Annotated in this window: 23 protein-coding genes; 16 read left to right on the top strand and 7 right to left on the bottom strand. The window is 71.3% G+C overall.

Features of this window, described 5'->3' with window-relative positions; all coding sequences use genetic code 11:
* The first annotated feature begins 54 nt into the window (after window positions 1-54).
* The 4 genes from STRVI_RS40540 to STRVI_RS40525 all read left to right on the top strand — a co-directional run bounded on the left by STRVI_RS40540 (window position 55) and on the right by STRVI_RS40525 (window position 5,538).
* A complete protein-coding gene (locus STRVI_RS40540) occupies window positions 55-1,479 on the top strand; it encodes an amidase (RefSeq protein ID WP_014061367.1) in 1,425 nt (474 codons plus the stop codon).
* A 479-nt stretch (window positions 1,480-1,958) separates the two neighbouring features.
* A complete protein-coding gene (locus STRVI_RS51900; protein ID WP_014061366.1) occupies window positions 1,959-2,351 on the top strand; it encodes a hypothetical protein in 393 nt (130 codons plus the stop codon).
* Window positions 2,348-4,459: a bifunctional polysaccharide deacetylase/glycosyltransferase family 2 protein gene (locus STRVI_RS40530; RefSeq protein ID WP_014061365.1), complete on the top strand. Its 2,112-nt coding sequence runs from the start codon at window positions 2,348-2,350 to the stop codon at window positions 4,457-4,459. The genes STRVI_RS51900 and STRVI_RS40530 overlap by 4 nt, the downstream gene beginning before the upstream one ends.
* Window positions 4,460-4,476: 17 nt before the next feature.
* On the top strand, window positions 4,477-5,538 hold the full coding sequence (locus tag STRVI_RS40525) for an LCP family protein (protein WP_014061364.1): 1,062 nt from the start codon (window positions 4,477-4,479) through the stop codon (window positions 5,536-5,538).
* Between the two features lie 367 nt (window positions 5,539-5,905).
* Here STRVI_RS40525 and STRVI_RS40520 read toward each other — a convergent pair whose 3' ends face one another.
* Both STRVI_RS40520 and STRVI_RS40515 read right to left on the bottom strand, forming a co-directional pair.
* Window positions 5,906-6,160, bottom strand: coding sequence for a DUF397 domain-containing protein (locus tag STRVI_RS40520; protein WP_014061363.1), 255 nt, complete (start codon window positions 6,158-6,160; stop codon window positions 5,906-5,908).
* Window positions 6,157-6,966 (bottom strand): helix-turn-helix domain-containing protein, encoded by an 810-nt coding sequence (locus STRVI_RS40515; protein ID WP_014061362.1) that lies wholly within the window; start codon window positions 6,964-6,966, stop codon window positions 6,157-6,159. The genes STRVI_RS40520 and STRVI_RS40515 overlap by 4 nt, the downstream gene beginning before the upstream one ends.
* A gap of 116 nt (window positions 6,967-7,082) precedes the next feature.
* On the opposite strand from STRVI_RS40515, the gene STRVI_RS40510 reads away from it, so the two are divergent.
* Complete coding sequence (locus tag STRVI_RS40510; protein WP_014061361.1) at window positions 7,083-7,520, top strand: ATP-binding protein; 438 nt, start codon at window positions 7,083-7,085, stop codon at window positions 7,518-7,520.
* Here the strand turns inward: STRVI_RS40510 and STRVI_RS40505 are convergent.
* Window positions 7,513-8,349 (bottom strand): NAD(P)H-binding protein, encoded by an 837-nt coding sequence (locus STRVI_RS40505; RefSeq protein WP_014061360.1) that lies wholly within the window; start codon window positions 8,347-8,349, stop codon window positions 7,513-7,515. The two genes, STRVI_RS40510 and STRVI_RS40505, sit on opposite strands and share 8 nt — an antisense overlap.
* Before the next feature lie 67 nt (window positions 8,350-8,416).
* On the opposite strand from STRVI_RS40505, the gene STRVI_RS40500 reads away from it, so the two are divergent.
* From STRVI_RS40500 to STRVI_RS40490, 3 genes are all read left to right on the top strand, one after another.
* A complete protein-coding gene (locus STRVI_RS40500; protein WP_014061359.1) occupies window positions 8,417-9,349 on the top strand; it encodes a LysR family transcriptional regulator in 933 nt (310 codons plus the stop codon).
* Between the two features lie 643 nt (window positions 9,350-9,992).
* Complete coding sequence (locus tag STRVI_RS40495; RefSeq protein ID WP_014061358.1) at window positions 9,993-10,244, top strand: type II toxin-antitoxin system VapB family antitoxin; 252 nt, start codon at window positions 9,993-9,995, stop codon at window positions 10,242-10,244.
* A gap of 2 nt (window positions 10,245-10,246) precedes the next feature.
* A complete protein-coding gene (locus tag STRVI_RS40490; protein ID WP_014061357.1) occupies window positions 10,247-10,663 on the top strand; it encodes a PIN domain-containing protein in 417 nt (138 codons plus the stop codon).
* Between the two features lie 203 nt (window positions 10,664-10,866).
* On the opposite strand, the gene STRVI_RS40485 is transcribed toward STRVI_RS40490, so the two are convergent.
* Window positions 10,867-11,598, bottom strand: coding sequence for a FadR/GntR family transcriptional regulator (locus STRVI_RS40485; RefSeq protein ID WP_014061356.1), 732 nt, complete (start codon window positions 11,596-11,598; stop codon window positions 10,867-10,869).
* A 132-nt stretch (window positions 11,599-11,730) separates the two neighbouring features.
* On the opposite strand from STRVI_RS40485, the gene STRVI_RS40480 reads away from it, so the two are divergent.
* From STRVI_RS40480 to STRVI_RS40450, 7 genes are all read left to right on the top strand, one after another.
* Entirely contained in the window at window positions 11,731-12,243 is a 513-nt protein-coding gene (locus STRVI_RS40480) for a gluconokinase (protein WP_014061355.1), read from the top strand.
* Window positions 12,244-12,262: 19 nt separating this feature from the next.
* Window positions 12,263-13,660 carry a gluconate:H+ symporter gene (locus STRVI_RS40475; RefSeq protein ID WP_014061354.1) on the top strand — a complete coding sequence of 466 codons (1,398 nt, stop codon included), beginning with the start codon at window positions 12,263-12,265 and terminating at the stop codon, window positions 13,658-13,660.
* Window positions 13,661-13,697: 37 nt separating this feature from the next.
* Window positions 13,698-14,468 carry a glucose 1-dehydrogenase gene (locus STRVI_RS40470; RefSeq protein WP_014061353.1) on the top strand — a complete coding sequence of 257 codons (771 nt, stop codon included), beginning with the start codon at window positions 13,698-13,700 and terminating at the stop codon, window positions 14,466-14,468.
* Between the two features lie 32 nt (window positions 14,469-14,500).
* Window positions 14,501-15,532, top strand: coding sequence for an L-idonate 5-dehydrogenase (locus STRVI_RS40465; protein ID WP_014061352.1), 1,032 nt, complete (start codon window positions 14,501-14,503; stop codon window positions 15,530-15,532).
* Window positions 15,533-15,972: 440 nt separating this feature from the next.
* Window positions 15,973-16,971 carry a hypothetical protein gene (locus STRVI_RS40460; RefSeq protein ID WP_014061351.1) on the top strand — a complete coding sequence of 333 codons (999 nt, stop codon included), beginning with the start codon at window positions 15,973-15,975 and terminating at the stop codon, window positions 16,969-16,971.
* 117 nt (window positions 16,972-17,088) lie between these two features.
* Entirely contained in the window at window positions 17,089-18,474 is a 1,386-nt protein-coding gene (locus STRVI_RS40455) for a CoA transferase (protein WP_014061350.1), read from the top strand.
* A gap of 339 nt (window positions 18,475-18,813) precedes the next feature.
* A complete protein-coding gene (locus STRVI_RS40450) occupies window positions 18,814-19,749 on the top strand; it encodes an aminoglycoside phosphotransferase family protein (RefSeq protein ID WP_050993851.1) in 936 nt (311 codons plus the stop codon).
* A 22-nt stretch (window positions 19,750-19,771) separates the two neighbouring features.
* Here STRVI_RS40450 and STRVI_RS40445 read toward each other — a convergent pair whose 3' ends face one another.
* The 3 genes from STRVI_RS40445 to STRVI_RS40435 are packed head-to-tail and all read right to left on the bottom strand — an operon-like array spanning window position 19,772 to window position 23,357.
* Window positions 19,772-20,974 (bottom strand): acyltransferase family protein, encoded by a 1,203-nt coding sequence (locus STRVI_RS40445; protein WP_014061348.1) that lies wholly within the window; start codon window positions 20,972-20,974, stop codon window positions 19,772-19,774.
* Window positions 20,971-22,380, bottom strand: coding sequence for a polysialyltransferase family glycosyltransferase (locus STRVI_RS40440; RefSeq protein ID WP_014061347.1), 1,410 nt, complete (start codon window positions 22,378-22,380; stop codon window positions 20,971-20,973). The genes STRVI_RS40445 and STRVI_RS40440 overlap by 4 nt, the downstream gene beginning before the upstream one ends.
* Window positions 22,380-23,357: a glycosyltransferase family 2 protein gene (locus tag STRVI_RS40435; RefSeq protein WP_014061346.1), complete on the bottom strand. Its 978-nt coding sequence runs from the start codon at window positions 23,355-23,357 to the stop codon at window positions 22,380-22,382. Before STRVI_RS40435 ends, STRVI_RS40440 begins: the two co-directional genes overlap by 1 nt.
* Window positions 23,358-23,580: 223 nt before the next feature.
* On the opposite strand from STRVI_RS40435, the gene STRVI_RS40430 reads away from it, so the two are divergent.
* A complete protein-coding gene (locus STRVI_RS40430; protein ID WP_014061345.1) occupies window positions 23,581-24,906 on the top strand; it encodes a DUF6716 putative glycosyltransferase in 1,326 nt (441 codons plus the stop codon).
* Window positions 24,907-24,995 lie beyond the last annotated feature (89 nt).

Below are 24,995 nucleotides of genomic sequence, written 5' to 3'. Positions count from 1 at the left end.
AGCAGCCGCCAGGGGTAAAGGGGAAGTGGCCGAACTCACCCGAGGAGGACCACGGTGACCAGCGTCATTCCCAAGGGCCTGGGCGAGCAGATCCGCGCCCTGGCCGGAGGCGAGGTGACCTCCCATGCGCTGGTCGAGCAGGCGCTCGGGCGCATCGCCGAGACCCAGCCCACCCTGAACGCCTTCCGCCGCATCCGCGCCGAGGCCGCCCTGCGCGAGGCCGCCGAGGCCGACCGGCGGCTGGCGGCGGGGGAGCGGCTGCCGTTGCTCGGGGTCCCGCTCGCGGTCAAGGACGATACGGATGTGGCGGGCGAGCCCACCGCGTTCGGCTGCAGCGGCGACTTCCCGGCCAAGGTCGAGGACGGCGAGGCGGTGCGGCGGCTGAGGGCGGCCGGAGCCGTGATCGTCGGCAAGACCAACACCCCCGAGCTGGGCCAGTGGCCGTTCACCGAGGGCCCCGCCTTCGGCGACACCCGCAACCCCTGGAACCCGGAGTACACCCCCGGCGGCTCGTCCGGCGGCGCCGCGGCCGCCGTCGCCGCCGGTCTGGTCCCCGCCGCGCTCGGCTCCGACGGCGCGGGCTCGGTCCGTATCCCCGCCGCCTGGACGCACCTGATCGGCATCAAGCCCCAGCGCGGCCGGATCTCCACCTGGCCGGACGCCGAGTCCTTCAACGGCATCACCTGCCACGGCCCGCTCGCCCGTACGGTCGCCGACGCCGCGCTGCTGCTGGACGCCGTCAGCGGCAACTGCGAGGGGGATCTGCACTGCCCGGAGCCGGTGGATGTGCTGTCCGCGGTGGGCCGTGACCCGGGGCGGTTGCGGATCGCCCTCTCCTTCAAGCCGGCCTTCACCGGCACCCCGAAGAGGCTGGACCCGCTCGTGCGGGCCTCGGTCGTCCGGCTCGCCGAGCGGCTGGCGGCCCTCGGTCATGAGGTCGTGGCGGCCGAGCCGCGTTACGGGCTCGTGGGCTTCTCGTTTCTGCCGCGCGCCACGGCCGGGCTCTTCGAATGGTCCGGCCGCGTCCCCGATCCGCTGCTGCTCGACATCCGCACCCGCCACGCCGCCCGCAACGGCCGGCTGCTGGGCGGCGCCGCGCTGCGGTGGGCGCGGTCGTACGAGGAGCCGCTGCGGCGCCAGGTCGGGGCGATCTTCGACCGCTTCGACGTCGTCCTCTCCCCGACGACGGCCACGCCCCCGCTGCGGATCGGCGCCATGGCCGCGCTGTCGGGGTGGCAGACCGATCGGGCCATGATCGCGGCGTGTCCGTACGCCTGGCCGTGGAATGTGCTGGGGTGGCCCGCGATGAACGTCCCGGCCGGGTTCGCCGACCCCGAGCGCACGCTGCCGCTGGGTGCCCAGCTCCTCGGCCCGGCCAACAGTGAGCCCGTGCTGATCTCGCTGGCGGCCCAGTTGGAGGCCGACCAGCGGTGGTACGAGCACCGGCCGTCAGTCCAGGGGGTGTTCGACGGATCTTGACGCCTGTGGCGGGCTGCTCCCCTCCCCGCCCCTTCCCGCAGCATCGATATGCGGCTCCGCCGCGCGGCAGGGCTCCGCCCCGGAACCCCGGGACGGCGACGCCCATGGCAACGCAATCCAGCCCCTCCGGCGTGTGAGGCGCGGGAGCCGGGGCGGAGCCCCGGTTCCGGGAAGGAGCGGGGAGGGAAAAAACCGACGGACACCCCGTAGCAGTCGCGGGCACCGCACGGGACCGTTCCAGGGGGCACGGTCGCGCCGGTTGGCTTCGTGAGCCTTGTCTCATTTTCGGCGGTGCCCCAACTCGTCGGCCATGGGCGCTGTTCGGGGTGTCGGCCCCTGCTGTTGAGGGGGTCCGCCGGGGCTCCGGCCCCGGAGCCCGTCCAGGCGAAAAAGGCCAGGTCAGAGGGGCGTGTGGCGGCCAGGAGGGCGCGGTCCCGGTCGGTCGGCGGTGGGCGGAGCTCTGGCTAGACTTCCGCCACATGGTGACGACAGTGGCCGAAAAGAGACGGCGGCGGAGAAAACAGACCGGGCAGATATTCGTCAACGCCTCCGGTGGGCGGCGCCAGCTTCTGGCGCTCGCGGCGCTGGCCGTCGGCTGCGCCTGCCTCGGTTATCTACTGCTTCTCGGCACGGCCCTGTCCGGGGTGCTGTGGCAGGCCGACCAGGAGCCGCCCAGGACCGTCGAGCGGTCCACCACGGGCGGCACCACCGGCACCACCGGCACCACAGGCACCACCGGCACCACGGGCCGCACCGCCGACACCATCGGCGGTGACCAGGCCGCCGGACACTGGCCCAGCACGTACTCCTACGGCGCCGAGGTGACCGAGCCCCTTGCCGATGCCGAGCCGTCCAGGGGCGGCCCCGGGTGAGCCCCCGGCACGCACACCGCCCCGAGCCGCGCGGCCACTGGCTGTTGCTGATCATCGTCGTCTCGGCCGTCGCCGCCGCGCTGGTCTTCGAGGGCTGGACCACCCATGAGGTCGCCTCCCTGTCGACGCGCCGCCCCTGTACGAGCCCCATGCCGAAGGCCGCCGACACCGGAAAGCCGGTCGTACGCATCGGACGCGGCGGCACGGTCGAGACGGCCGGGATGCCGGACCGCACCGTCGCCCTCACCTTCGACGGGGGCCCCGACCCCGTCTGGACCCCGCGCCTGCTGGACCTGCTGCGCGGCCACCACGCGCACGCCACCTTCTTCCTCTCCGGCGCGCAGGCGGTCCGCCACCCCGAGCTCGTCAAGCGGATCCGCGCCGAGGGGCATGAGATCGGTTCCGGCGCCTACACCGGATCCGATCTGGGCTCGGCTTCGTCCCCGCGCACCCGGCTGGAGCTGTCCCTCACCCAGACCGCGCTCGCGGGCACCGCCGGCATCAACACCAAACTCGTGCGGCTGCCGCTCACCACCCAGGCCGACACGATGTGCGGCGGTGAGTGGACGGCCGCCCGGCGCGCGGCCGATCAGGGCTATCTCCTGGTCGCGGCCGACCGGCCGCTGCGGCAGCCGGAGCGGGGCGTCGTCCGGCAGTACAGCCAGAACGACACCGGCTACGCCGAGGCGAACAAGCTCCTCCGGAACCGGAAGATCGAGAAGTTCGCCACGGTGTCCGAGGGGCTCGGCGGGCCCCCGGTCAACACTCCGGTGTCGACCGTCGGCCGCCTGCAGGGCGAGGCGCTGATCCAGGTCCAGGGCATCGGGCACATCTTCGTCCAGGCCATGAGCTGGGTGCTCGGCATCGCGGGCGCCCTGGCCCTGCTGCGGCCGGCGCTGCTCGTCTTCTTCGCCCGGGCCCATGTGCGGCGCCTCCAGCGCTTCCGGCCCGGCGCGCCCTGGCTGCGCGAGGTGGACGAGCCGGTGACGGTGCTCATCCCCGCGTACAACGAGGAGGCGGGCATCGGGTCCACCGTCCGTTCGCTGCTCGCCTCCACCCACTGGCAGCTCCAGATCATCGTGATCGACGACGGCTCGACGGACCGGACGGCGGACCTCGCCACCTTGATCGACGACCCCCGGGTGCTGGTGGTCCGCCAGCCCAACGCGGGCAAGGCGGCCGCCCTCAACACCGGCCTCGCCCACGCCCACCACGACATCGTGGTGATGGTCGACGCCGACACCGTCTTCGAACCGGACGCCATCCACCGCCTCGTCCAGCCGCTCGCCCACCCGGCCGTCGGCGCGGTCAGCGGCAACACCAAGGTCGGCAATCGCCGTCGGCTGCTGGGCAAATGGCAGCACCTGGAGTACGTCTTCGGGTTCAACCTCGAACGCCGGATGTTCGAGGTGCTGGAGTGCATGCCGACCGTGCCCGGCGCCATCGGTGCCTTCCGCCGGGACGCGCTGATGGGCGTCGGCGGGGTCAGCGAGGCCACCCTCGCCGAGGACACCGACCTCACGATGGCCCTGTGGCGGGCCGGTTGGCGGGTGGTCTACGAGGAGACCGCCATCGCCTGGACCGAGGTCCCCACCTCCCTGCGCCAACTGTGGCGTCAGCGCTACCGCTGGTGCTACGGCACGCTGCAGTCCATGTGGAAGCACCGCCGCGCCCTCCGCGAGGCCGGCCAGGCCGGACGCTTCGCCCGCCGGGCGCTGCCCTATCTCTTCCTCTTCCAGGTCGTGCTGCCGCTGCTCGCCCCCATCGTGGACGTCTTCACGCTGTACGGCGTGCTGTTCGCCGACCCCGTGGAGTCGATCGGGGTGTGGCTCGCCTTCCTCGTGGTGCAACTGCTCGGCGCGGGATACGCGTTGCGGCTGGACAAGGAGCGGCTGACGGCGCTGTGGGCGATGCCCCTGCAGCTCTTCGTCTACCGGCAGCTGATGTATCTGGTGATCATCCAGTCCGTGGTCAGCGCGCTGTTCGGCACGCGGCTGCGGTGGCACCGCATCCACCGCTCCGGCTCGGCCGCGGACCGGCTGACCGCCGGGTCTGCCGGGTCTGCCGGGTCTGCCGGGTCCGCCGAGCGGCGGCTGTCATCCAACTGAGGAGGTGAGGGAGAACGATGTCCCACGACTGGCCAGGCGATGGCAACAGGTACGGCTACGACTCGGGCTATGGCGAGCCCGCGCCCCGCCGCCGGTGGCCCCGGCGGTTGCGGCGCACGTTGATCGTCCTGCTCGCGGTGGCCCTCGTAGGCGGCGCCTCCACCTACGGTTGGGCCTGGTCCAAGCTCAACACCGACGTCGACTTGGGCAAGGTCGAGCACCGCCCCGCGAAGGGCAAGGGCACCAACTACCTCGTCGTTGGCTCCGACAGCCGTGACGGGCTCTCCGGCCGGGACAAGAAGACCCTGCACACCGGCTCCGCCGAGGGCCGCCGCACCGACTCGATGATGGTGCTGCACACCGGCGCCCACGGCGCGACGCTGATGAGCCTGCCGCGCGACTCCTGGGTGACCATCCCGCCGTACACCTACCCCATGACCGGTAAGCGCCCCGGACCGTCGAAGAACAAGCTCAACGCCGCGTTCTCGGCGGGCGGTCCCGAGTTGCTGGTGCGGACCATCGAGCACAACACCGGCCTGCGGATCGACCACTATGCGGAGATCGGCTTCGCGGGCTTCGTGAACGTCGTCAACGCGGTCGGTGGCGTCCATCTCTGCCTCAACAAACCCATCAAGGACAAGAAGTCGGGCGCGAACCTGAAGAAGGGCTGCCAGACCCTCAACGGCAAGCAGTCGCTGGCCTTCGTCCGCCAACGTCACCAGGAGGCGAAGGGGGACCTCGGCCGCAGCCAGAACCAGCAGAAGTTCCTGTCCGCGCTCGCGAAACAGGCCGCACGCCCGAGCCAGGCCCTGGTCCCGTGGAAGGTCTTCCCCACTGTGGGCGCGGGCCTGGACACGCTCATCGTGGACAAGGGCATGGACCTGCGGACGCTCATGTCCATGTTCAAGGCCATGCAGAGCGTCGCGGGTGGCCACGGCCACGGCAACCGGCTGAACGTCCCCGTGGCTGGTCGTGGGATCGCCACGTCCAAGGGCAGCGCGCTGAAGTGGGACGAGGGGCGGGCGAGGTGGCTCTTCGAGCGGCTGCGGAACGATCAGCCGGTGGGTCGGCGCGGGTAGGGGGGCGGTGGGTCTTTCCCCTCCCCGCCCCTTCCCGAAACTGGGGCTCTGCCCCAGGCCCCGGTCAGGGGCTCTGCCCCAGGCCCCGGTCAGGGGCTCTGCCCCCAGGCCCCGGTCAGGGGCTCTGCCCCAGGCCCCGGTCAGGGGCTCTGCCCCAGGCCCCGGTCAGGGGCTCTGCCCCAGGCCCCGGTCAGGGGCTCTGCCCCAGGCCCCGGTCAGGGGCTCTGTCCCAGGCCCCGGTCGGGCTTCGCCCCAGATCCCGGTCGGGGTTCCGCCCCTGGACCCGGGGTCTGGGGCGGAGCCCCAGTTTCGGGAAGGGGCGGGGAGGGGAACAGCCTGCCGCAGGCGTCACAGCCCGTCGAAGCGCCTAGTTGTTGCTGGCGTAGGTGACGAACGCGGTCCAGGCGGTGGGGGTGACGGCGAGTTGGGGGCCGTCGGGGTTCTTGGAGTCGCGGATGTGGATGGTGGAGGGGGTGGGGGCGACCTCTACGCATGAGGGGCCGTCAGCTGTGCTGTAGCTGCTCTTCGTCCACGCCACCTCGACACATTGCGGACCTTCGTTGCTGCTGTAGCTGCTCTTGGTCCACTTCAGAGCGCCTCCGGCGGAGGGCTTGAGGGTCATGTCTCTCCCCGTAGTTTCTCGATGAAGGCCAGCGACTCCCGTGGGGTGAGCGCCTGGGCTCGGATAATCCCATATTGGATCTCGAGGGTCTGCACCTCGCGCGGATCGGAGATGAGGCGAGTGAAGCGCTGCACTTCCACGTGGCCCACTGTGGTGCCTCCCTTCAGCTTCAGGAGCTGAAGTTGGCCACCCATGCCCGCGTGGTCGTCGCGCTCTGTCGGCATCACTTGGATCTCGACGTTTCGCAACCTTCCCAATTCGAGCAGGTGTTCAAGCTGTCGTCGCTGCACCATTTTGCCGCCGATGGGTCGGCGCAGCGTCACCTCTTCTTGGACAAAGCTGAAGATGGGCGCGGGCTGGCTGGTGAAGATCTCCTGCCGGGCCATTCGGGCCGCCACCCGTTGTTCGATCACGTCGTCTGAGAGCAGCGGCCGTCGCATCGTGAACAGCGCACGCGTGTGCTCTTCCGTCTGCAACAGGCCATCCATGTTGTGGTTGCCGTAGGCGCCCAGCTCAACTGCCTCGGACTCCAACTTCGCTAGATCTCGCACCGTCTTGGGGTAGCGGGCCTCCGCAACATCCTTCTTCATCGCGGCGATCTTGCCGCCAGCCCCCAGCACCCGATCCGCGTTCTCCAGGAACTCCGGACTCGGGATGCGCCGCGCCCGTTCGACGGCCGAAACCTGCTCCTCGCCGTAACCGATCGCCGCCCCCAACTCGGCCTGTTTCAGCCCGGCCGCTTCGCGCCACAACTTGATCTGACGGCCGACCGTCCTCAGGACCGCGCCGCTCTCCTCATCCTCCATACGGGGCCACCTCCCACCCGGCGCCGCCGGACAGGCCCGGACCAGGGCCGGACAGTCACTGCCCGTATCGGCGTCGCTACTTTTCAGCCTATTCGTGCGCGGCCACTCTGAGTGACGTGAGCCAACAAATCACTCGAACCGACACTTCCGTTTCGCACTTCACCGTCCTGCTCTCGGCCACCCGCAAGGGCGCCCGCCTGGCACGACTCCTCGGGACGGAACGCATCCGCTCGTGGGGCCTGCCGCATGAGACGGGGGCGTTGATCATCGCCGAGCTGGCTGCCAACGCCGCGCTGCATGGCCGCGTCCCGGGGCGGAACTTCCGGCTGACACTCAGCGTCACCGGGAACACCCTCCGTAACGAGGTGAGGGATCCCCGGGTCGAACGGCTGCCGACCGTGCGCCCGGCCCCCGAGCCCGAGGCGCCGCGCGAAGGCGGGCACGGGCTTTTGCTGGTCGAGGAGTTGGCCGACCGGTGGGGCGTCGTACCCGAGCTGATCGGCAAAACGGTATGGGCCGAACTCGACGGCACACCGTGTACGGGGCTCACCTGAACGAAGCGAGATTCTCGGTGACCCACTGGCGGAACGTACGGCCGGGGCGGCCGGTGATCCGCTCGGCGGTGCGTGACGCCTCGATCCGCCGGTCGGACAGCTGGGCCCAATAGTCCAGCACTGCCGCGACGAACGGCGCGGGAACGTGGGCGCTCAGGTGCGCGGCCGCCTGCTCCGGAGCCGGTGCGCGCAGCTCGATCTCACGGTTCAGCAGGTCCCCCAGGATCCGCGCCTGGTCACGGAAGCTGAGCACCTCCGGGCCGCCCAGGCTGATCGTCTCGCCATCCAGCGCGTGGGTGGTCAGCGACGACTCGGCGACATCGATGATGTCCTGGGGGTGGATGACGTCCAGGCGCGCTTCCGGATATGCCTGCTCGATCGGTCGGTCGGCGCGGATGGACTCCGCCCAGCCCAGGGTCATGGTGGCGAACCCGCCCGGGCGTAGCACGGTCGAGGTGAGGGGCGCGGCGCGCAGTGCCCGTTCCACCAGCAGGTGGTGGCGGGCCAGCGCGTTGTGTTCGGCGTTGGGGAGGTTCACCGAGTCGGACGAGAGCAGCACCATCCGTCGCACTCCGGCCGACACCGCCGCGTCCAGGAGCCTCTCGATCCTGGTGGGCTCGGCGTAAAGGAATACGTCGGTCACTCCGGCCAGAGCGGGCGCGAACGTCGTCGCGTCGGCGAGGTCGAGCGCGACGGCTGTGACACCGGGGGGCGGATCGGCCTGCTCCGGGGCGCGGCTGGCCGCGCGGACGTCGTGGCCGGATGCGGACAAGCGGTGCAGCAGACCGGCGCCGATGCCGCCACGGGAGCCGGTGATCAGGATGGTCATGTGGTACCTCCGGTCGGACAGGGATGCGCTGTCCACACTGCGTCGGCTCACGGATCGCGTCCAACGAATGGTTTCGCTCGCAGTCATCGCCGCGTGCGATAGTTCCCGTATGGAGCTGCGCCAACTGGAGTGCTTCGTCGCGGTGGCGGAAGAGTCGAGCTTCACCCGCGCCGCGGCGCGGCTGCACATCGTGCAGTCCGCGGTCTCGGCGACGATCGCCTCCCTGGAGCGGGAGTTGCACACCCAGCTACTGTGGCGCACGTCCAGGCGGGTCGGGCTCACGGAAAGCGGATACGCGCTCCTGCCGAAAGCCCGGGTGGCCCTTGACGCCGCCCAGGATGCGCGCGCCGCCGTCGAGGAGGTCAGCGGCACTGTCCGGGGGGCCTTGCGCGTCGGGACGATGAGTTCACTCGGGCCGATCGACCTGCCCGCCATGTTGGGGAGCTTTCACCGCGAGTACCCGGCCGTCTCCGTGCACCTCGCCACAGCGGCATCGAGCGGCGGCTCCCCCGGACTCCTCACGGCACTCACCGAGGGGAGGCTCGACCTCGCGTTCGTCTCGTTCCCCGTCGGCCCTCCGGCCGGCGCGCACCTGAGAGAGCTCACTTCCACACCTTTGGACCTCGTCGTTCCTGCCGGCCACCGCCTCGCGGGCCGCAGCGAAGCGGCGATGTCCGAACTGACCGGCGAGGCATTCATCGACTTCCCGCCCGGCTACGGCAACCGCGCCGTGACCGATCGCGCGTTCACCGCCGCGAGGCTCCACCGTCATGTCGCCATCGAGATCACCGACATCACGGCCGGTGCCGACTTCGTCCGTCACGGGCTGGGTATCGCTCTGCTGCCCCGTGGCGTCGTCGGGCCGCATGACGATCTCACCACGCTGCCCATCACCGGCGCCGAGCTCGACTGGTCGATCTCCCTGGCCATCCCCGACAACCGAACCCCGAGCGCGGCCGCCCGGGCATTCGAGCAGTTTGTCGATCGGCATCTGAAGTGACGCGGCGTCCCGCCGGGTAAGGCTCTGGCGCCCGAGGCGGCCGGTGCCACAGCGGGGCAGGGGCCGGGGGCGCGGCGGCGTGCCGATCGTCGGGCCGGTGGGGTGTTGAGGCCACCGGCCTGGGCGGCTCGGGCCGGGTGCGGCTTTCGTCTCGCGCCTTCGGCGCAATTGAGCAGCGGGGCAGGGGGGTTGGGGGCGCGGGCCGCGTCGCCGACCGCCGGGCCGGTGGGGGCGGGCGCCGGTGGCGGCGTCCCCGGCTGGGGGCTGAGGCCGCTGCCGGACAGCAAGGGGGGTTGGGGTACCCCTCTTGAAATCGCTTGACATATTAGTTGCGCTAGATCAAGCGTTTTTTACAGGAGGTACCCGAACCCCCACCACCCGCAGTCCGGAGGGCCCCCGGCCACCGAGCACGGAAGCCGCCCCCGGCGCCTCCCCGAACCGCCCCGGCGCCCGGCGGCGAAGCCCGCGCCCCCCACTCCCTGCTCCGCTGCTCAAAGGCGCCGAAGGCGCGAAACGAAACCCGCACCCGACACCCGACCGCCTCAGGTCGCTTCCGTGCACCGCACCGCACCGCACCGCACCGCATGCGGTTTGTATGCGACATCGGCTACCTTTGTATGAAGCCCATCTCTTGGAGGTTCCGATGTCCGCCACGCAGATCGACATCGACGACGACGCTCTCGCGGAAGCCATGCGGCTGTCCGGCGCCAAGACCAAGAAGGAGATGGTCAACATCGCCCTCCGCGAGTACGCGGAGCGCCGGGCGCGAACCGAGGCGCGCTTGCGTCACCTTGAGCAGGCCCGGCAATGGGACGAGGAAGGCTTCTGGCTGCGCCACGCGGCCGAGAAGGGTGCCGCGGGCGACTCGGCGCGCACGGAGCAGGGTGCCGCCTGACCGTGATCCGCTACCTTGCCGACTCCACGGCCGTCTGGCGTCTCCAGCGTGACCGCAAGCTCAATGATCTATGGGGCCATGAGCTGGACGACGGGGCCATCGGCTCGTGCGCTCCGCAGCGCACGGAATTCCGGCAGTCTGCGCGCGGTCTGGACGAGTACGACGGGATGACGGAGATGTTCGCCGACCTTTTCCCGGACGTCTCCGTCCCGAAGAGTGCTTGGAAGTGGATCGAGGTCGGCCAGTACCGTCTGGCCCAACGGGGGCAGCATCAAAGCCTGTCCGTGGTCGACTGGCTGATCTGCGCGACGGCCGCACACCACGGGCTCGTCGTGTTGCACGACGACGCCGACTTCCGCGCGGCCGCGCGTCTCCTCTCGGACCTCGCGGAGCGCAACGTCTTCGCCACTCCCCGCTGAGGCTGGGACCGGCGCAGTCCGGAGGGACCCGGGCCACCGAGCACGGAAGCCGCCCCCGGCGCCTCCCCGAACCGGCCCGGCGCTCGGCGGCGAGGCCCGCGCCCCCAACCCCCTGCCCCGCTGCTCAACCCGCGCCGAAGGCGCGACACGAAACCCGCACCCGACAGCCGGCCGATGTGGGGACGGACACCGGACAGGCGTCCTCACGGCGCCAGGATGTCCAGCTCCCGCAGGGCCCCCACCGTGATCTCCCGCGTGTAGCGCTCCGCCGCCTCCGCGTCGCTCGCGCGGACCGCTTCGGCCACGCGGACGTGGAGGGTGACGGCCTCCGGGTCGGGGTCGGTGAACATGATGCGGTGCTGGGTGCGGCCGGTCAGGACCTCGGCGACGACGTCGCCCAGGCGGGCGAACATCTCGTTGCCCGACGCGCGCAGGATCACGCGGTGGAAGGCGACGTCGTGGATCAGGTACGCGGGCAGTTGCTGGCCGCGTGAGGTGGCGACCATGTTGAGGGCGTGCTCGGTGAGCTCGGCGCACTGCTCCGGTGTGGCGTGCTCGGCGGCCAGCGCGGCGGCGGCGGGTTCGATGGCCGAGCGGAGGGCGGTGAGGGAGCGGAGCTGGCGGGGGCGGTCGGGGCCGGCCAGGCGCCAGCGGATGATCTGGGGGTCGAAGACATCCCACTCATCGGTGGGGCGCACCGTCACCCCGACCCGGCGGCGGGACTCCACCAGGTGCATGGACTCCAGGACCCGCACCGCCTCCCGGACGACCGTGCGCGAGACGTCGTAGCGCCGCTCCAGCTCATCGGTGCGCAGGACGGTGCCCGGCGGATAGTCGCCCCCCGTGATGGCGGGGCCGAGGGACTCCAGGAGCCGGTCGTGCAGCCCTTGGGGCCTGGGCCTCTGACCACGGCCCTGGGGCCCCTGTTCGTCCATGCGCTCAGCCTACGCGGCCACCCACCCCCCAAATAAGTATGACTTTTAAGTCACGGACTCTTGAATACGTCGTATCTGTGGGGTTGAGTGTCCCCGGCGCCGAGGTCGAAGAAGACAGCGAGGTTTCACACAATGCACGCCCCCCAGGTTGTCGTGGTCATGGGAGTGTCCGGAACGGGCAAGACCACGGTCGGCCCCCTGCTGGCGGAGGAGCTCGGCGTCCCGTATGCCGAGGCCGACGACTTCCACCCGCCGGCCAACATCGCCAAGATGTCGGCCGGGACCCCGCTGGACGACGACGACCGACGCCCCTGGCTGGACGCCATAGGCGCCTGGGCCCATGACCACGCCGCGGGCGGGGGCGTGGTGAGCTGCTCCGCGCTCAAGCGGACGTACCGCGATCGGCTGCGGTCCGCCGCGCCCGGCATCGTCTTCCTCCATCTGACCGGCGACCGCGAGCTGATCGCCGAGCGGATGAAGGAGCGCAAGGGCCACTTCTTCTCCGGGAAACTGCTCGACTCCCAGCTCGCCACGCTCGAACCGCTGCAGCCGGACGAGTACGGCGTCGCCGTGGACGTCGGCCCGGAACCCGAGCTCATCACCGAGCGGGCCGCCGCCGAACTGCGGCGGCTCGAACACCAGTAACGCAGGATAGGAAACCCCCGTGACCAGACTCAGCGTCGAGATGCTGGCAGCGGACACCGTCGACCCGATCACGTCGGCAGGTCACGCGCAGCTCGGCATAGCCGTCCTCGTCGGCATAGCCGTTCTCGTTCTCCTCATCACCCAGACCAAGCTGCACGCGTTTCTGTCGCTGACGATCGGCTCACTGGCGCTCGGCGCCGTCGCGGGAGCCCCGCTCGACAAGGTCATCACCAGCTTCTCGGCCGGCCTCGGGTCGACCGTCGCGGGCGTCGGCGTGCTGATCGCCCTCGGCGCGATCCTCGGCAAGCTGCTCGCCGACTCCGGGGGCGCCGACCAGATCGTCGACACCATCCTCGCCAAGGCGAGCAACCGGACGATGCCCTGGGCGATGGTGCTGATCGCGGGGATCATCGGGCTGCCGCTCTTCTTCGAGGTCGGCATGGTGCTGATGATCCCGGTGGTGCTGCTGGTCGCCAAGCGCGGCAACTTCTCCCTGATGCGCATCGGCATCCCGGCGCTCGCGGGCCTGTCCGTGATGCACGGCCTGGTGCCGCCGCACCCCGGACCGCTTGCCGCGATCGACGCGGTCCACGCCGACCTGGGGATCACCCTGGCGCTCGGCGTCCTCATCGCCGTGCCCACCGCCATCATCGCGGGCCCGGTCTTCTCACGCGTCGCCGACCGCTGGGTGCACATCACCCCGCCGGACCGGCTGATCCCCACGCGGCCGTCGGAGGAGCTGGAGCGGCGTCCCGGGTTCGGCGTCACCGTGCTCACCGTGCTGCTCCCGGTCGTCCTGATGCTGATCAAGGCGCTGGTCGACATCGTGGTGGACGACCCGGAGAACACCGTCCAGCGCGTCGCCGACGTCATCGGCGCTCCCCTGATCGCGCTGCTGGCCGCGGTGATCGTGGGCATGTTCACCCTCGGCCGGGCCGCGGGCTTCACCAAGGACCGGATCTCCTCCACCGTCGAGCACTCGCTCGCGCCGATCGCCGGAATGCTGCTGATCGTCGCCGCGGGCGGCGGCTTCAAGCAGACGCTGATCGACATCGGCGTCGGCAAGATGATCATGGACATCTCGCAGCACTGGAACGTCTCCGCGCTGCTGCTCGCCTGGCTGATCGCGGTCGCCATCCGCCTCGCCACCGGCTCGGCGACGGTGGCCACGATCTCGGCCGCCGGGCTGATGACGCCGCTGGCCGCCGATATGTCGAGCACCCATGTGGCGCTGCTGGTGCTGTCGATCGGCGCCGGGTCGCTCTTCTTCAGCCATGTCAACGACGCGGGATTCTGGCTGGTCAAGGAGTACTTCGGGATGAGCGTGGGGCAGACGGTGCGGACCTGGTCGGTGATGGAGTCGATCATCTCCGTCGTCGGGCTCGGCTTCGTCCTGCTGCTGTCGCTGGTGATCTAGGAACTGGTGACTTGAGCACCGGAGAGGTACGCACGTCATGACGACACATCCGCTCTTCGACATCGCGGGCCGCACCGCGCTGGTCACCGGCTCCAGCCGGGGCATCGGCCACGCCCTCGCGCGCGGTCTGGTGGAGGCCGGCTGCACGGTGGTGCTCAACGGGCGCGATCCGCACGCCCTGGAGAAGGCCGCGGCCGAGCTCGGCGGCGCCGACGCGGGGGTGCACACCGCCGCGTTCGACGTCACCGACGGCCCGGCCGTGGCCGCCGGTATCGCCGATGTGGAGGAGCGGGTGGGCCCGCTCGACATCCTGGTCAACAACGCCGGGACGCAGAACCGGGCGCCCCTGCTGGAGTTCACCGACGACGCCTGGCGGCAGATCCTGGACACCAACCTCACCAGCGCCTTCCTGGTGGGCCGGGAGACCGCCCGGCGGATGACCCCGCGCGGCCACGGCAAGATCGTCAACATCTGCTCCCTGCAGAGCGAAGTGGTCCGCCCCGGAATCGCCCCCTACGCGGCGACCAAGGGCGCGCTGAAGATGCTCACCAAGGGCATGTGCGCGGACTGGGGCCGGTACGGGATCCAGGTCAACGGGCTCGGCCCCGGCTATATCGAGACCGAGCTGACCCGGCCGCTGGTCGAGGACGAGGAGTTCAGCTCCTGGGTGCGCGGGCGGACCCCGGCCGGGCGCTGGGGCCGCACCGAGGACCTGGTCGGCGCGCTGCTCTATCTCGCCTCGCCGGCTGCGGACTTCGTGAGCGGACAGGTGCTGTACGTAGACGGCGGCATGACGAGCGTTCTGTGAACCCCGCGAAACCACTTGAGGAGGCTGGGCGGATGGTGCTGGGCTGCGTGATCCACGGTCAGGGCGATCTGCGGATCGAGGAACTCCCCGAGCCGGAACCGGCGCCAGGGCAGGCGCTCGTGGCGATCCGGTACGGCGGGATCTGCGGATCGGATCTCCACTACCACCGGCACGGCGGGGTGGGCGACTTCCGGCTCCAGGAGCCGATGGTGCTCGGGCACGAGGTCGTCGGCACGGTCGTGGCGTACGGCGAGGGCGCGACCGGGCCCGCGGTCGGCACCCCGGTCGCCGTCCACCCGGCCACGCCGTGCGGGGTGTGCCCGGAGTGCTCCGACGGCCGCGCCAACGTCTGCCGCGACACCCGCTATCTGGGCAGCGCCGCGCGCACCCCGCATGTCCAGGGCGGCTTCGCCTCCCAGATCGCCGTCCCGGCGGTGCAACTCCGGGCCCTGCCCGAGGGGCTGGAGCCGCGCCGGGCCGCGCTCGCCGAACCGCTGGCCGTGGCGCTGCACGCGGTGCGGCGGGCGGGCGCGGTGAAGGGCCGCCATGTGCTGGTCACGGGCGCCGGTCCGATCGGCTGTCTGACCATCGCGGCGGCCCGCGCGGCGGGCGCGGCGACCATCACGGCGACCGATCTGCTGCCCCGCGCCCTGGAGTTCGCGGCGGCGGCCGGGGCGACGGCCTGCGTACGGGCCGACGATCCGGACGACCCGAACTGGCCCTCGGACGAGATGGACGTCGCGATCGAGGCGTCGGGCGTTGCGGCTGGGCTCGACACGTGTTTGCGCCGGGTGCGGAGGGGAGGCGTGGTCGTCCAGCTCGGCATGCTGCCGCCCGGGCAGAGCCCGTTCGCCGGAAATCTCCTGGTCGCCCGGGAGATCGAGCTGCGGGGCGCGCTCCGCTTCCACGCCGAGTTCGACGACGCGTTGCGGCTGTTGGCGGCCGAGCCGTCGTTCGACGCGCTGATCAGCGGGGTGCGGTCGGCGCGGGAGGCGGTGGAGGCGTTCGGTCAGGCTGCCGACCGTAGCCAGTCGTGCAAGGTGCTGCTGGACTTCGCCAACTGATCGTGCGCTCGGCCGGGGCGGGGGCGTGGTGGGGTTGGTCGGGGATTGGCGCCACAAATACACGTAAGCGTCCAGGACACCACCCCTGCGACCCCGCCCCCTCCCGCCGTCTCGCGGCTGCCCGCCGGAGTGAATTCAGCCCCTCCGGCGTTTGAGGAGCGGGGTCCGGGGCGGAGCCCCGGCGGGGGCGAGGGGCGGAGCCCCTCGTTTCGGGAAGGGGCGGGGTGCGTACGGTCGTGGCGGGCATCGAGGCGAACCTGGCACCGGCGGGCTCGCGTTAGGTGTGGCGTCCGGGGCTCGCCCCGACTAGGGGGATCCCTAATTGTGACGTCCCGTGTCATGGCAGGTCTGGACCAGTCGTGGCACGCTACCGGCGACCAAGCGTCGGACAACGTTGTCCGGCGCTCTCGGGTACCTCCAACGGACTTGGAGCTCACCGCATGAGACGTGTCGCCACCTTATTCAGCGCCCTCACTCTCGCCACTCTCGGCTGGACCGCCGGAACCGCCGCCCACGCGGCCCCCGCCCCGTCCCCCTCCGCCCAGGGAGCAGCCGGAACCTCCGTCTCCACCGAAGAGCAGCGCGCCGCCGCCCGCTTCTGGACGACGGAGCGGCTGCGTGCCGCCCAGGACGTCACCGCCCTGCCCGCCGCCCGCACCGCGAAACTCGCGACCGCGCCGCCCACCACGGGTGAGCGGGTGAGCGTGCCCCCGCTCCCGGGTCCCGCCGCCGCCACCTCCGCGCCCTCGACGCGGGCCACGTCCCCCACCGCCTGGACCGGCGGCGGCCTGATCAGCACCACGGCGGGCAAGGTCTTCTTCCAGAACGCCTCGGGCGGCACCTTCGCCTGCTCGGCCACCGTCGCCAACAGCGACAACCGGTCCGTCGTGCTCACCGCCGGCCACTGCGTCGTGGACGCGGCCACCGGCACGGGCTACCGCAACTGGGTCTTCATCCCGGGCTACAACAACGGCAATCGCCCCTACGGCACGTTCTCCGCCCGGAGTCTGTTCTGGGAGCCCCAGTACGTCTCCACGCGGGGCAACGCCAACTGGGACTACGCCTTCGCCGTCATGAACACGTTGAACGGCCGCACCCTGGCCGAGACCGTGGGCGCGCAGGGCATCGCCTTCAACTCGCAGACCGGCCGCCATGTCCACTCCTTCGGCTACGGAGGCTCCGCCGCCGAGGGCAACGGCGAGCGGCTGAACCACTGCGAGGGCAATGAGTTCCCCGACGCGGGCCGCCCCGGCTCCACGATGTGGGGCATCGACTGCGTCCAGACCGGAGGGTCCAGCGGCGGCGGCTTCCTCGCCGACTTCTCGGGCGGCGGGGGCTATCTGATCGGGAACATCAGCGTCAGCGCCGGTGCGAACGAATACCACCCGACGCTGGGCAACGAGGCCCTCGACCTCTACCGGCGGGCGGGCGCCGCATAGGCCCACCACTGGGCTCGCCGCCCACCTTGTACGTCCCGCCCTCTCCGTCCCCGACCAGGAGGAGGGGGCGGGGCACTCGCCATACGGCGCGCCGGAGCTGCGGCGCACAATGAGCGCATGACGAGGAGCGACGCATCACCGGACTCGGCCACCGTCCACGCCTGGACCGCCCTCGGCGGCGACCCGGCGCTGTTGGGGAACGTGGCGTACCGCGCGGTGAGCGGGGGACTGCCCGCCCGGCTGCCCGTGGCCGAGCTGGCCCGCGCCACCGTGGGCGTGTGCTCGCTGGCCGCCGCCGAACTGGGCGCGCGGCGCTCCGGCGGGGCCGTTCCGGCGGTACGGGTCGACGAGGGCGCCGTCGCCACCGCGTTCGTCAGCGAACGGCACCTTCGTATCGACGGCCGGAAGCCCACCAACTTCGCTCCGCTGTCCGGCTTTTGGCGCGCGGCTGATGGCTGGGTCCGGACGCACGCCAACTACCCGCACCACCGCGCCCGGCTGCTCACCGCCCTCGGGCTGTCCGGCGACAGCGGGCCGGACGAACTCGCGGCGGCGCTCGCGGCCCGCCCCGCCCGGGCGATCCAGGAGATCGTCTACGCCGGGGGTGGGCTGGCCGTGGCGGTGGCGGAGCCCGGCGAAAGCGAGATTCCGCTTGCTGGGCTGCCGTTGAGCGAGTCCCGGCGGATTGGGGAGGGCGCGCCGCGCCTGCTCTCGGAGGCGCTCCTGCCCGCGAGCGGCGTGCGCGTGCTCGATCTGACCCGGGTCATCGCCGGGCCGGTGGCCACCCGCACCCTGGCGCTGCTGGGCGCCGACGTACTGCGCATCGACTCTCCGGGGCTGCCCGAGGACCCGGACGCACACGCCGACACCGGCTTCGGCAAGCGCTCGGCCGCACTCGACCTCGGCGCGCCCGAGGACCGCCGGACCTTCGAGACGTTGCTCGCCGACGCCGATGTGGTGGTCACCGGTTACCGCCCCGGCACGCTCGACCGCTTCGGCCTCGCCCCGGACGCGCTGCTGGAACGCCACCCCGGGCTGATCGTCGCCCAGCTTTGCGCATGGGGCTGGTCGGGGCCGTGGGCTATGCGGCGCGGTTTCGACAGTCTGGTGCAGGCGGCTACCGGGATCGCCGCGATCGAGGCGCACGCCGGCGCCGATGCCGAGGGCCACCCCGGTGTGCTGCCTGCCCAGGCGCTCGACCACGGCACGGGCTATCTGTTGGCGGCGGGGGTGTTGCGGGCGCTGACGGAGCGGCAGGAGGTGGGTGGCGGGCGCCATCTGCGGTTCTCTCTCGCGGGCACGGCGTCCTGGCTTCTGCATGGCATCGCCCCTGTGTCCCGGGGCGACGGCCCCGCCCATGACCCGGCGCCCTGGCTCGCCGAGACTGCCTCGGACCTCGGAACGCTGCGGTACGCCCGCTCGCCGATCGGCTCCCCGGACGGACCACTGGACTGGGCCCGCGCATCCGGTCGCCTGGGCGCTGACGCTCCGCGCTGGCTCTGAGCTCGGCCAGGGGCGGATTGTTCCCCTCCCCGCCCCTTCCCGAACGGGGCTCCGCCCCGGACCCCGCTCCTCAAGCGCCGGAGGGGCTGGATTGGCCAGGCGTCCCCGGACCCCGCTCCTCAAGCGCCGGAGGGGCTGGATTCCCGGAGTCCGGGGCGGAGCCCTGCCACGCGGCGGAGCCGCATATCGGTGCTGTGGGAAGGGGCGGGGTGGGGACAGCTCGCCGCAGGCGTTACGGTCCGCCGGACATCTCCTGACGCCCCCGCGCCAAATTGAGTTGCCGCCGGGCCCTCCCCTGACGCGTAGTGGTGTCCCACACGACTCAGGAACGGGGTGCCGATGAGCGCGAGCGCGATGCATGCCGACGAACGGCCCATTGACGTGGCTCTCGTACGGCGGTTGCTTGCCGCGCAGTTTCCCCGGTGGGCGGAGTTGCCCATCGAGCGGTTCGCCTCGTCGGGCACCGTCAATGCCCTGTTCCGGCTCGGGGGCGACCTCGCCGTACGGCTGCCGCGTCTCGCGGGTGGGGCCGGGGATGTGGAGCGGGAGCACCGGTGGCTGCCGCGGCTTGCGCCCGCGTTGCCGGTTCCCATTCCCGCGGTGCTCGGCAAGGGCGTGCCGGGGGACGGTTTTCCCTGGCCGTGGACGGTCCATCGGTGGCTCGACGGGGAGAATCCGCGGGAGGGGCGGGTCGTCCGGCCCGGGCGGCTCGCCGCCGATCTCGCGGAGTTCATCGTCGCGTTGCGCCGGATCGAGCCCGCGGGCGGGCCGCCCGCCTATCGGGGCGGGCCGCTGCGGGAGGTCGACGAGGAGACTCGGGCCGCGATCGGCCTCCTGCGCGGGACGATCGACACCGGGGCGGCTACCGCGGTGTGGGAGGAGGCGCTGGCGGCGCCCGGGTGGGACGGGCCGCCGGTGTGGGTGCACTCCGATCTGATGCCGGGCAATCTGCTGGTCGTGGACGGGCGGCTGAGCGCCGTCATCGACTTCGGGACCGCCGGGGTGGGCGATCCGGCCTGCGATCTGATCCCGGCCTGGAATCTGCTCCCGGCGTCGGTGCGGGAGGACTTCCGCGCCGCGCTCGGCGTGGGCGTGGATGACGGCACCTGGGCGCGGGGCCGGGGCTGGGCCCTGAGCATGGCGCTCATCCAGCTTCCGTACTACCGCGAGACCAATCCGGCGATGGCGGCCAATGCCCGTCATGTGATCCAGGAGGTGCTGGCCTCAACGAGCAGGGCTCCCCTCGCCGTCGAAACCGGCGAGGGGAGCCCCTGACCCCTGAGAGTACGGCGAGCCCTTACAGGCGGACCGTCGTCAGCGAGCGCTTGATCACCGGGGTGAGCTTCTGCTCGACGAAGCGGTAGAGCAGCCAGGCCAGGCCCAGCATCACCAGTACGGTCAGGGCGAACGTCCCGTAGGAGGGGATGCCCAGCTTCTGGTGGAGGACCCAGACGACCACCCAGCCCAGATGCTCATGGACCAGGTAGAACGGGTAGGTCAGGGCGCCCGCCACGGTCAGCCAGCGCCAGTTCGCCCAGTTCAGCTTGCCGAGGGCGATCAGCGTCACCGCGACATAGCCGAAGGCGACCACGCCGATGATGGCGGCGGCCGAGCGGTAGGAGAACGCGTCGATGTTGGCCGGGTGCCACAGATCGCGGATCGCGTAGTGCTGGCCGATCAGGAAGCTGATCCCGATGATGCCCCAGGAGAGGGCGTCGTGGCCGAAGCGGTGGAGCAGGTAGATGCCCATGCCGCCGATGAAGTACGAGGAGTACTCCGGCATCAGGACGACGTCCAGCAGCGGCAGGTTCGCCGCCTCGGCGAAGGCCGAGCCCAGCGTCCAGACGGCGCAGAAGAGCACCACCCGGTGGCGGGTCGCGCCCGGGAGCACCACGAACAGCGCGAAGAGGGCGTAGAACCGCAGCTCCGCCCAGAGGGTCCAGCACACGCCCAGCACCCGGTCCACCCCGAGCGGCTGCTGCAGCATGGTGAGGTTGACCAGCGCGTCGCTGGGCGACACCGCCTTGTAGGTGACCCAGGGGAGCGCGAAGACGGCGGTCACCAGGATGATCGCGACCCAGTAGGCGGGGTAGAGGCGGGAGACGCGCGAGGCGAAGAAGGAGCGCAGCGGCCGTCCCCATCCGCTCATGCAGATGACGAAGCCGCTGATGACGAAGAAGATCTGGACGCCGAGACAGCCGTAGGCGAAGGTGCTGGAGAGGGTGGGGAACTGGACGCGGGGCGAGGAGCCCCACGCCTGGGCTATCTCGCCGTCGCGCCCGCCGTAGTGGTACGCGGCCACCATGAGCGCGGCGAGCAGACGCAGCCCGTCCAGTGCCCGCAGCCGCACCGGATGGCCGCCGCCGCGCGCGGCCGCCTTCGCGGTGCGCTCGGCGGATCGCTCCAGAGCGAGGTCGGAGGCGCGCGGCGGCGTCGGCGTGGGAGCCGTCGCCGCCGCGGGGGATATCGGCCCGGGGTCGGGGGCGGGCGGCGCGCTCATCCGGTGACCGTCCGCTTGAGGGCGGCGCGCTTGATGGCCCGGGCCCGGCGGGCGACCTTGCGCACCGTCTCATTGCGCGGGATGAAGGCGAGCTGCGAGGGGACGGCCCCGGGCAGGGCGAGCGCGGTCAGCCGGCGCTTCTTGAAGTAGCGCCAGGTCTGGTGGTCCAGGTGGGCGGCCAGATAGCGCTCGGCGGTAGGCCGCAGATCCGGGTAGATCTTGGCCTGCATACAGAAGCCGACGGCGCTGATCAGTCCGGCCAGCCGCTTGCCCGCCCGCTCGTCGACCGGCCGGGCGGCGGCCACCGCCTTGTGGTCCTCGAGGTCGGGCAGCAGCGCGTCCGCGATCGTCACCGGCACGCGGTTGCTGTTCTGGTACGGGGTGAGCCGTTCCAGCAGCGTATCGGTGCCGATCCGGGCCACCGGCAGTCCGTAGAAGACGTCGGCGGTGAGCAGCGCGGTGGAGAAGCAGCCGATGACCAGGGCCGGACTCATCCGCTGGTACAGCACCTCGGCCAGGACCGGGGTGTCCATGACGGTCAGCTCCGCGCCCAGCTCCGCGGCCTTCTTCTCCAGCATCCGCGACCAGCGGGCCGGGGCGGTGGGGTGCGGCTTGAAGACGACGGTGCGGTGGCCCAGCGCCACGGCGCCGCGCAACATCCGCACATGCAGCTCTTCCTCCTCCTGCGGAGTGAGGATGTCCAGCGCGGACAGGTACTGCCCGAGCATCAGCGCCGGACCGTTGCCGACGGCGATCCGCTCGCTGGCGGAGGCGACACCGCGCGGGGCGGCCTCGGCGACCTCGGCGAGCACCTTGGTGAACACCTCGGTCGGCAGGATCTCCGGTTCGACGCCGAACTCGGTCAGCAGCAGCGGCCGCAGCCCGGGCACCAGGTCCAGGTGGAGCAGCCGGCGGATCCGGGTGCCGATCAGCGGGTCCAGCTTGTTGCGGGTCGGGCCGTAGCTCATCAGACCGTCCGCGTAGACGTCGATGGGCGCGCCCTGGAAGACATGGGCGACCGCCATCGCCGGGTTGACCTGGATGGACTCCAGGATCAGCTCGATGGTGTCGTCGCCGAGGTTCCACAGCAGCCGCAGATGGCGCTCCCACAGCGGGGCGTCGTCCACGCGCGGGGCCCAGCCGCCGGGGTGGAACGGCGAGATCGTCTCGTTCCAGGAGAGCACCCGGTCGAAGCGGCCGCGCAGCCGCTCGAAGCCGGGCATCTCGTCGACCGGCGGGGTGGTCTCCGGTGTCGCGGCGTTATTGCTGATCAGCAGCAGCCGGCGGTCGGCCGGGCCGACGCTGTCCGCGTCGATCGCGGCCGCGAGGGTCGCCGCCCCGTAGAGGGTCGAGGCGAGGAAGATCTGGGTGCGCTTGCGCTCCGCCAGCGGCTTGTAGGCGGACATCAGGCCGCCACCTCCGCCCCGGCGGGCCGGCGCTTGACTCGCCGCAGGCGTGCGGCGCGCTCATAGTCCATGGAATCCAGTGCGTCCTTCAATACGTCCTGGGGCATGCGTTTCATCGCCGCCGCCGACATGGATCGGAGTTTGCGGGCCACTTGTGGTTCGAATCTCTCGATGTTGCCCAGGTGGTGGGAAATGATCGCGCAGTACGTGCGGACGGCCTTCGGCAGCAGGGCGTCGGCGTCGCGGTCCCGCGCGGTTTCCTCGATGACCTGGTCGAATGCGCGAATGAAGTCGAGCTGCCGCACATCCCCGATCTGGGTGAGCGAGGAGGAGACCCCCCGCCGGTAGAACACTCCGTGCACGCCGAGGACGGCGAAGCTGCGGGCCTCGCGGTGCAGCCGCCAGATCCAGGGCCGGTCCTCGGCGGTGCGCAGCCCGTGGGTGAAGTGCAGCAGTCCCTCGTCCGCCAGGCGGCGGTGGTACATGCCCGCCCAGGCATAGGGGTAGTCGACGGAGGTGGAGCGGTCGGTCGGGAGGATCGCGTCCCGCGGGTTCATCACCACATTGCGGCGGCCGTGCGGCACCCGGGTGATCGAGCGGGCTCGGGCGGTGCACTGGACATGGTCGGTGCGGACGAAGTCGCACCCCAAGTCCTCCATCGCCGCGAGCATCTGCTCGTAGTAGCCGGGGGCGAGCCAGTCGTCGCCGTCGAGGAAGGTGATGTACTCGCCGGTGGAGTTGTCCAGGCCGGTGTTCCGGGCGGTGGCCAGCCCACCGTTCTTCTCGTGCCGTACGTAGACGGCCCCCGGAAGGTCGCGTTCGGCGCGCTCCAGGATCTCCGGCGTCCCGTCGGTGGCACAGTCGTCGACGAGAATGAATTCGAAGTCCTCACGCGCGTTCGCGCGCAGACTTCTGAGCGTGTCGGGGGCATAGGTCTGCACGTTGTAGAACGGCACGATGACGGAGAGCTTAACCACGCGGGTGACGCTAGGTCGCTGTTCGGCATTCGTCTTGACCTAGGGTGTACGTAGAGGTGAACGAAACACGTCGGAACGGTTAACCCGCCACTCCAGCCAGCCGATTCTCCAATCGTCGACGTTCTGTTAACCCTTTGTTGCACTTGCGTTGGGCCGTGAATCGACAACGCTTCCTAGCGTCTGCGACGTGTCCTCACGTACCAATCCCTCTGTGCGAGTCGCCGTGCTCGCCGACTCCGACACCCGGTGGAAATGGGGCGCGCTCACCGCGCATCGCCTCGTACCGGACGAATCGGGTTCAGCCTCGGGCCGCCGTCTCGACGGCTTCCTGCTGCGCGGCCGCGCCACGCCGACCGCCCGACAGCTCACCGAGGTCGGGGTGCGCGCCGACGCGATGCGCGAGGTCACGGGCGTGGAATTCGCACGGGCCGTGGACCGTGAGCGCTATGACGTGATCGTGCTCTCCCTGGTCGGCGGCGCCGTCCAGGCCATGCTGCACGGACTGCGCCACGCCTGGCAGGCCGACGAGCGCCGCCCCGTGGTCGTCACCGGCTATGTCGGTGTCGTCTACGAGAAGCTGGCCGACGGGCTGCTGCTGCGCCACGGCGCCGATGTGGTGCTGGCCAACTCCCGCCATGACGCCGACCGCTTCCGCGACGTCTACACGGGCGTCGGCGCCGACGGGAACAGCGTCGTCGAATGCGCGCTGCCCTTCCTCGGCGGCGACCGCTACGACCCGAAGGCGCGGCTGGCGCGGAAGTACCCCGGCGGCACGGTCGTCTTCGCCGTCCAGCCGTCCGTTCCGGACAACCGCGCCGACCGCACCTATCTGCTGCGCCGCGCGGTGGAGCACGCGCGCCGCCATCCGGACCGCGAGGTCGTGGTCAAGCTGCGCAGCAAGCCGGGCGAGCACACCACGCATATCGAAGAGCTTCCCTACCAGAAGCTGATCGCCAAGTTCGGCGACGATCTGCCCGCCAATTTCCGGCTCGCCTACGGGAACATGGGCGAGGTCCTGGACACCGCGGACCTGCTGGTCACGGTCAGCTCCACGGCCGCCCTGGAGTCGCTGCACCGCTCCATACCGACCGCCGTCCTCACCGACCTCGGGGTGCGGGAGACGCTCGGCAACCACCACTTCCTCGGCTCCGGCTGTCTCGCCTCCTGGGACCAGCTCGACGCCGGGCACCTGCCGGAGCCGAACGCCGAGTGGCTCGGCCGCCAGGGCGTCGCCGCCGACGGGCCGTACGAGACCTGGTTCGACGCCGCGCGGGACCGGGTCGCCGAGCTGGCCGCCGCACCGACCCTCCCGCCGCTCGCCCCCTTCTACACCCCCACCACCGCGCCCGGTTATCTGCCCGGCCGGCTCGCCCGGTACGGCTTCGAGCCGGACGGCTCGCCCCGCCCCGGGGCCTCGGCCGAGGACGAGGCGCAGGTCTCGGCGCTGCGGCGGGTGGTGCGCAACACGATGCGCGAAGCGGCCCGCGGTGCCTACCGCCACGGCGTGCAGCGGGTGGCCCCCGTCATCCGGCGGATGGGGGAGCTGTGAGCGAAAAGACGGCTGTGAGCGACGTGCGCGCGAACCAAGAGGAGGCCGGGACGGCCTCGATCACCTCTGCAACCCCTGAAGGAGCCGCC

The organism is Streptomyces violaceusniger Tu 4113 (assembly GCF_000147815.2).
In the GTDB taxonomy this organism is placed as follows: Bacteria; Actinomycetota; Actinomycetes; order Streptomycetales; family Streptomycetaceae; genus Streptomyces; species Streptomyces violaceusniger_A.
Note: the sequence above shows the minus strand (reverse complement) of the source record. Positions and strands in the feature narration are given on the sequence as shown.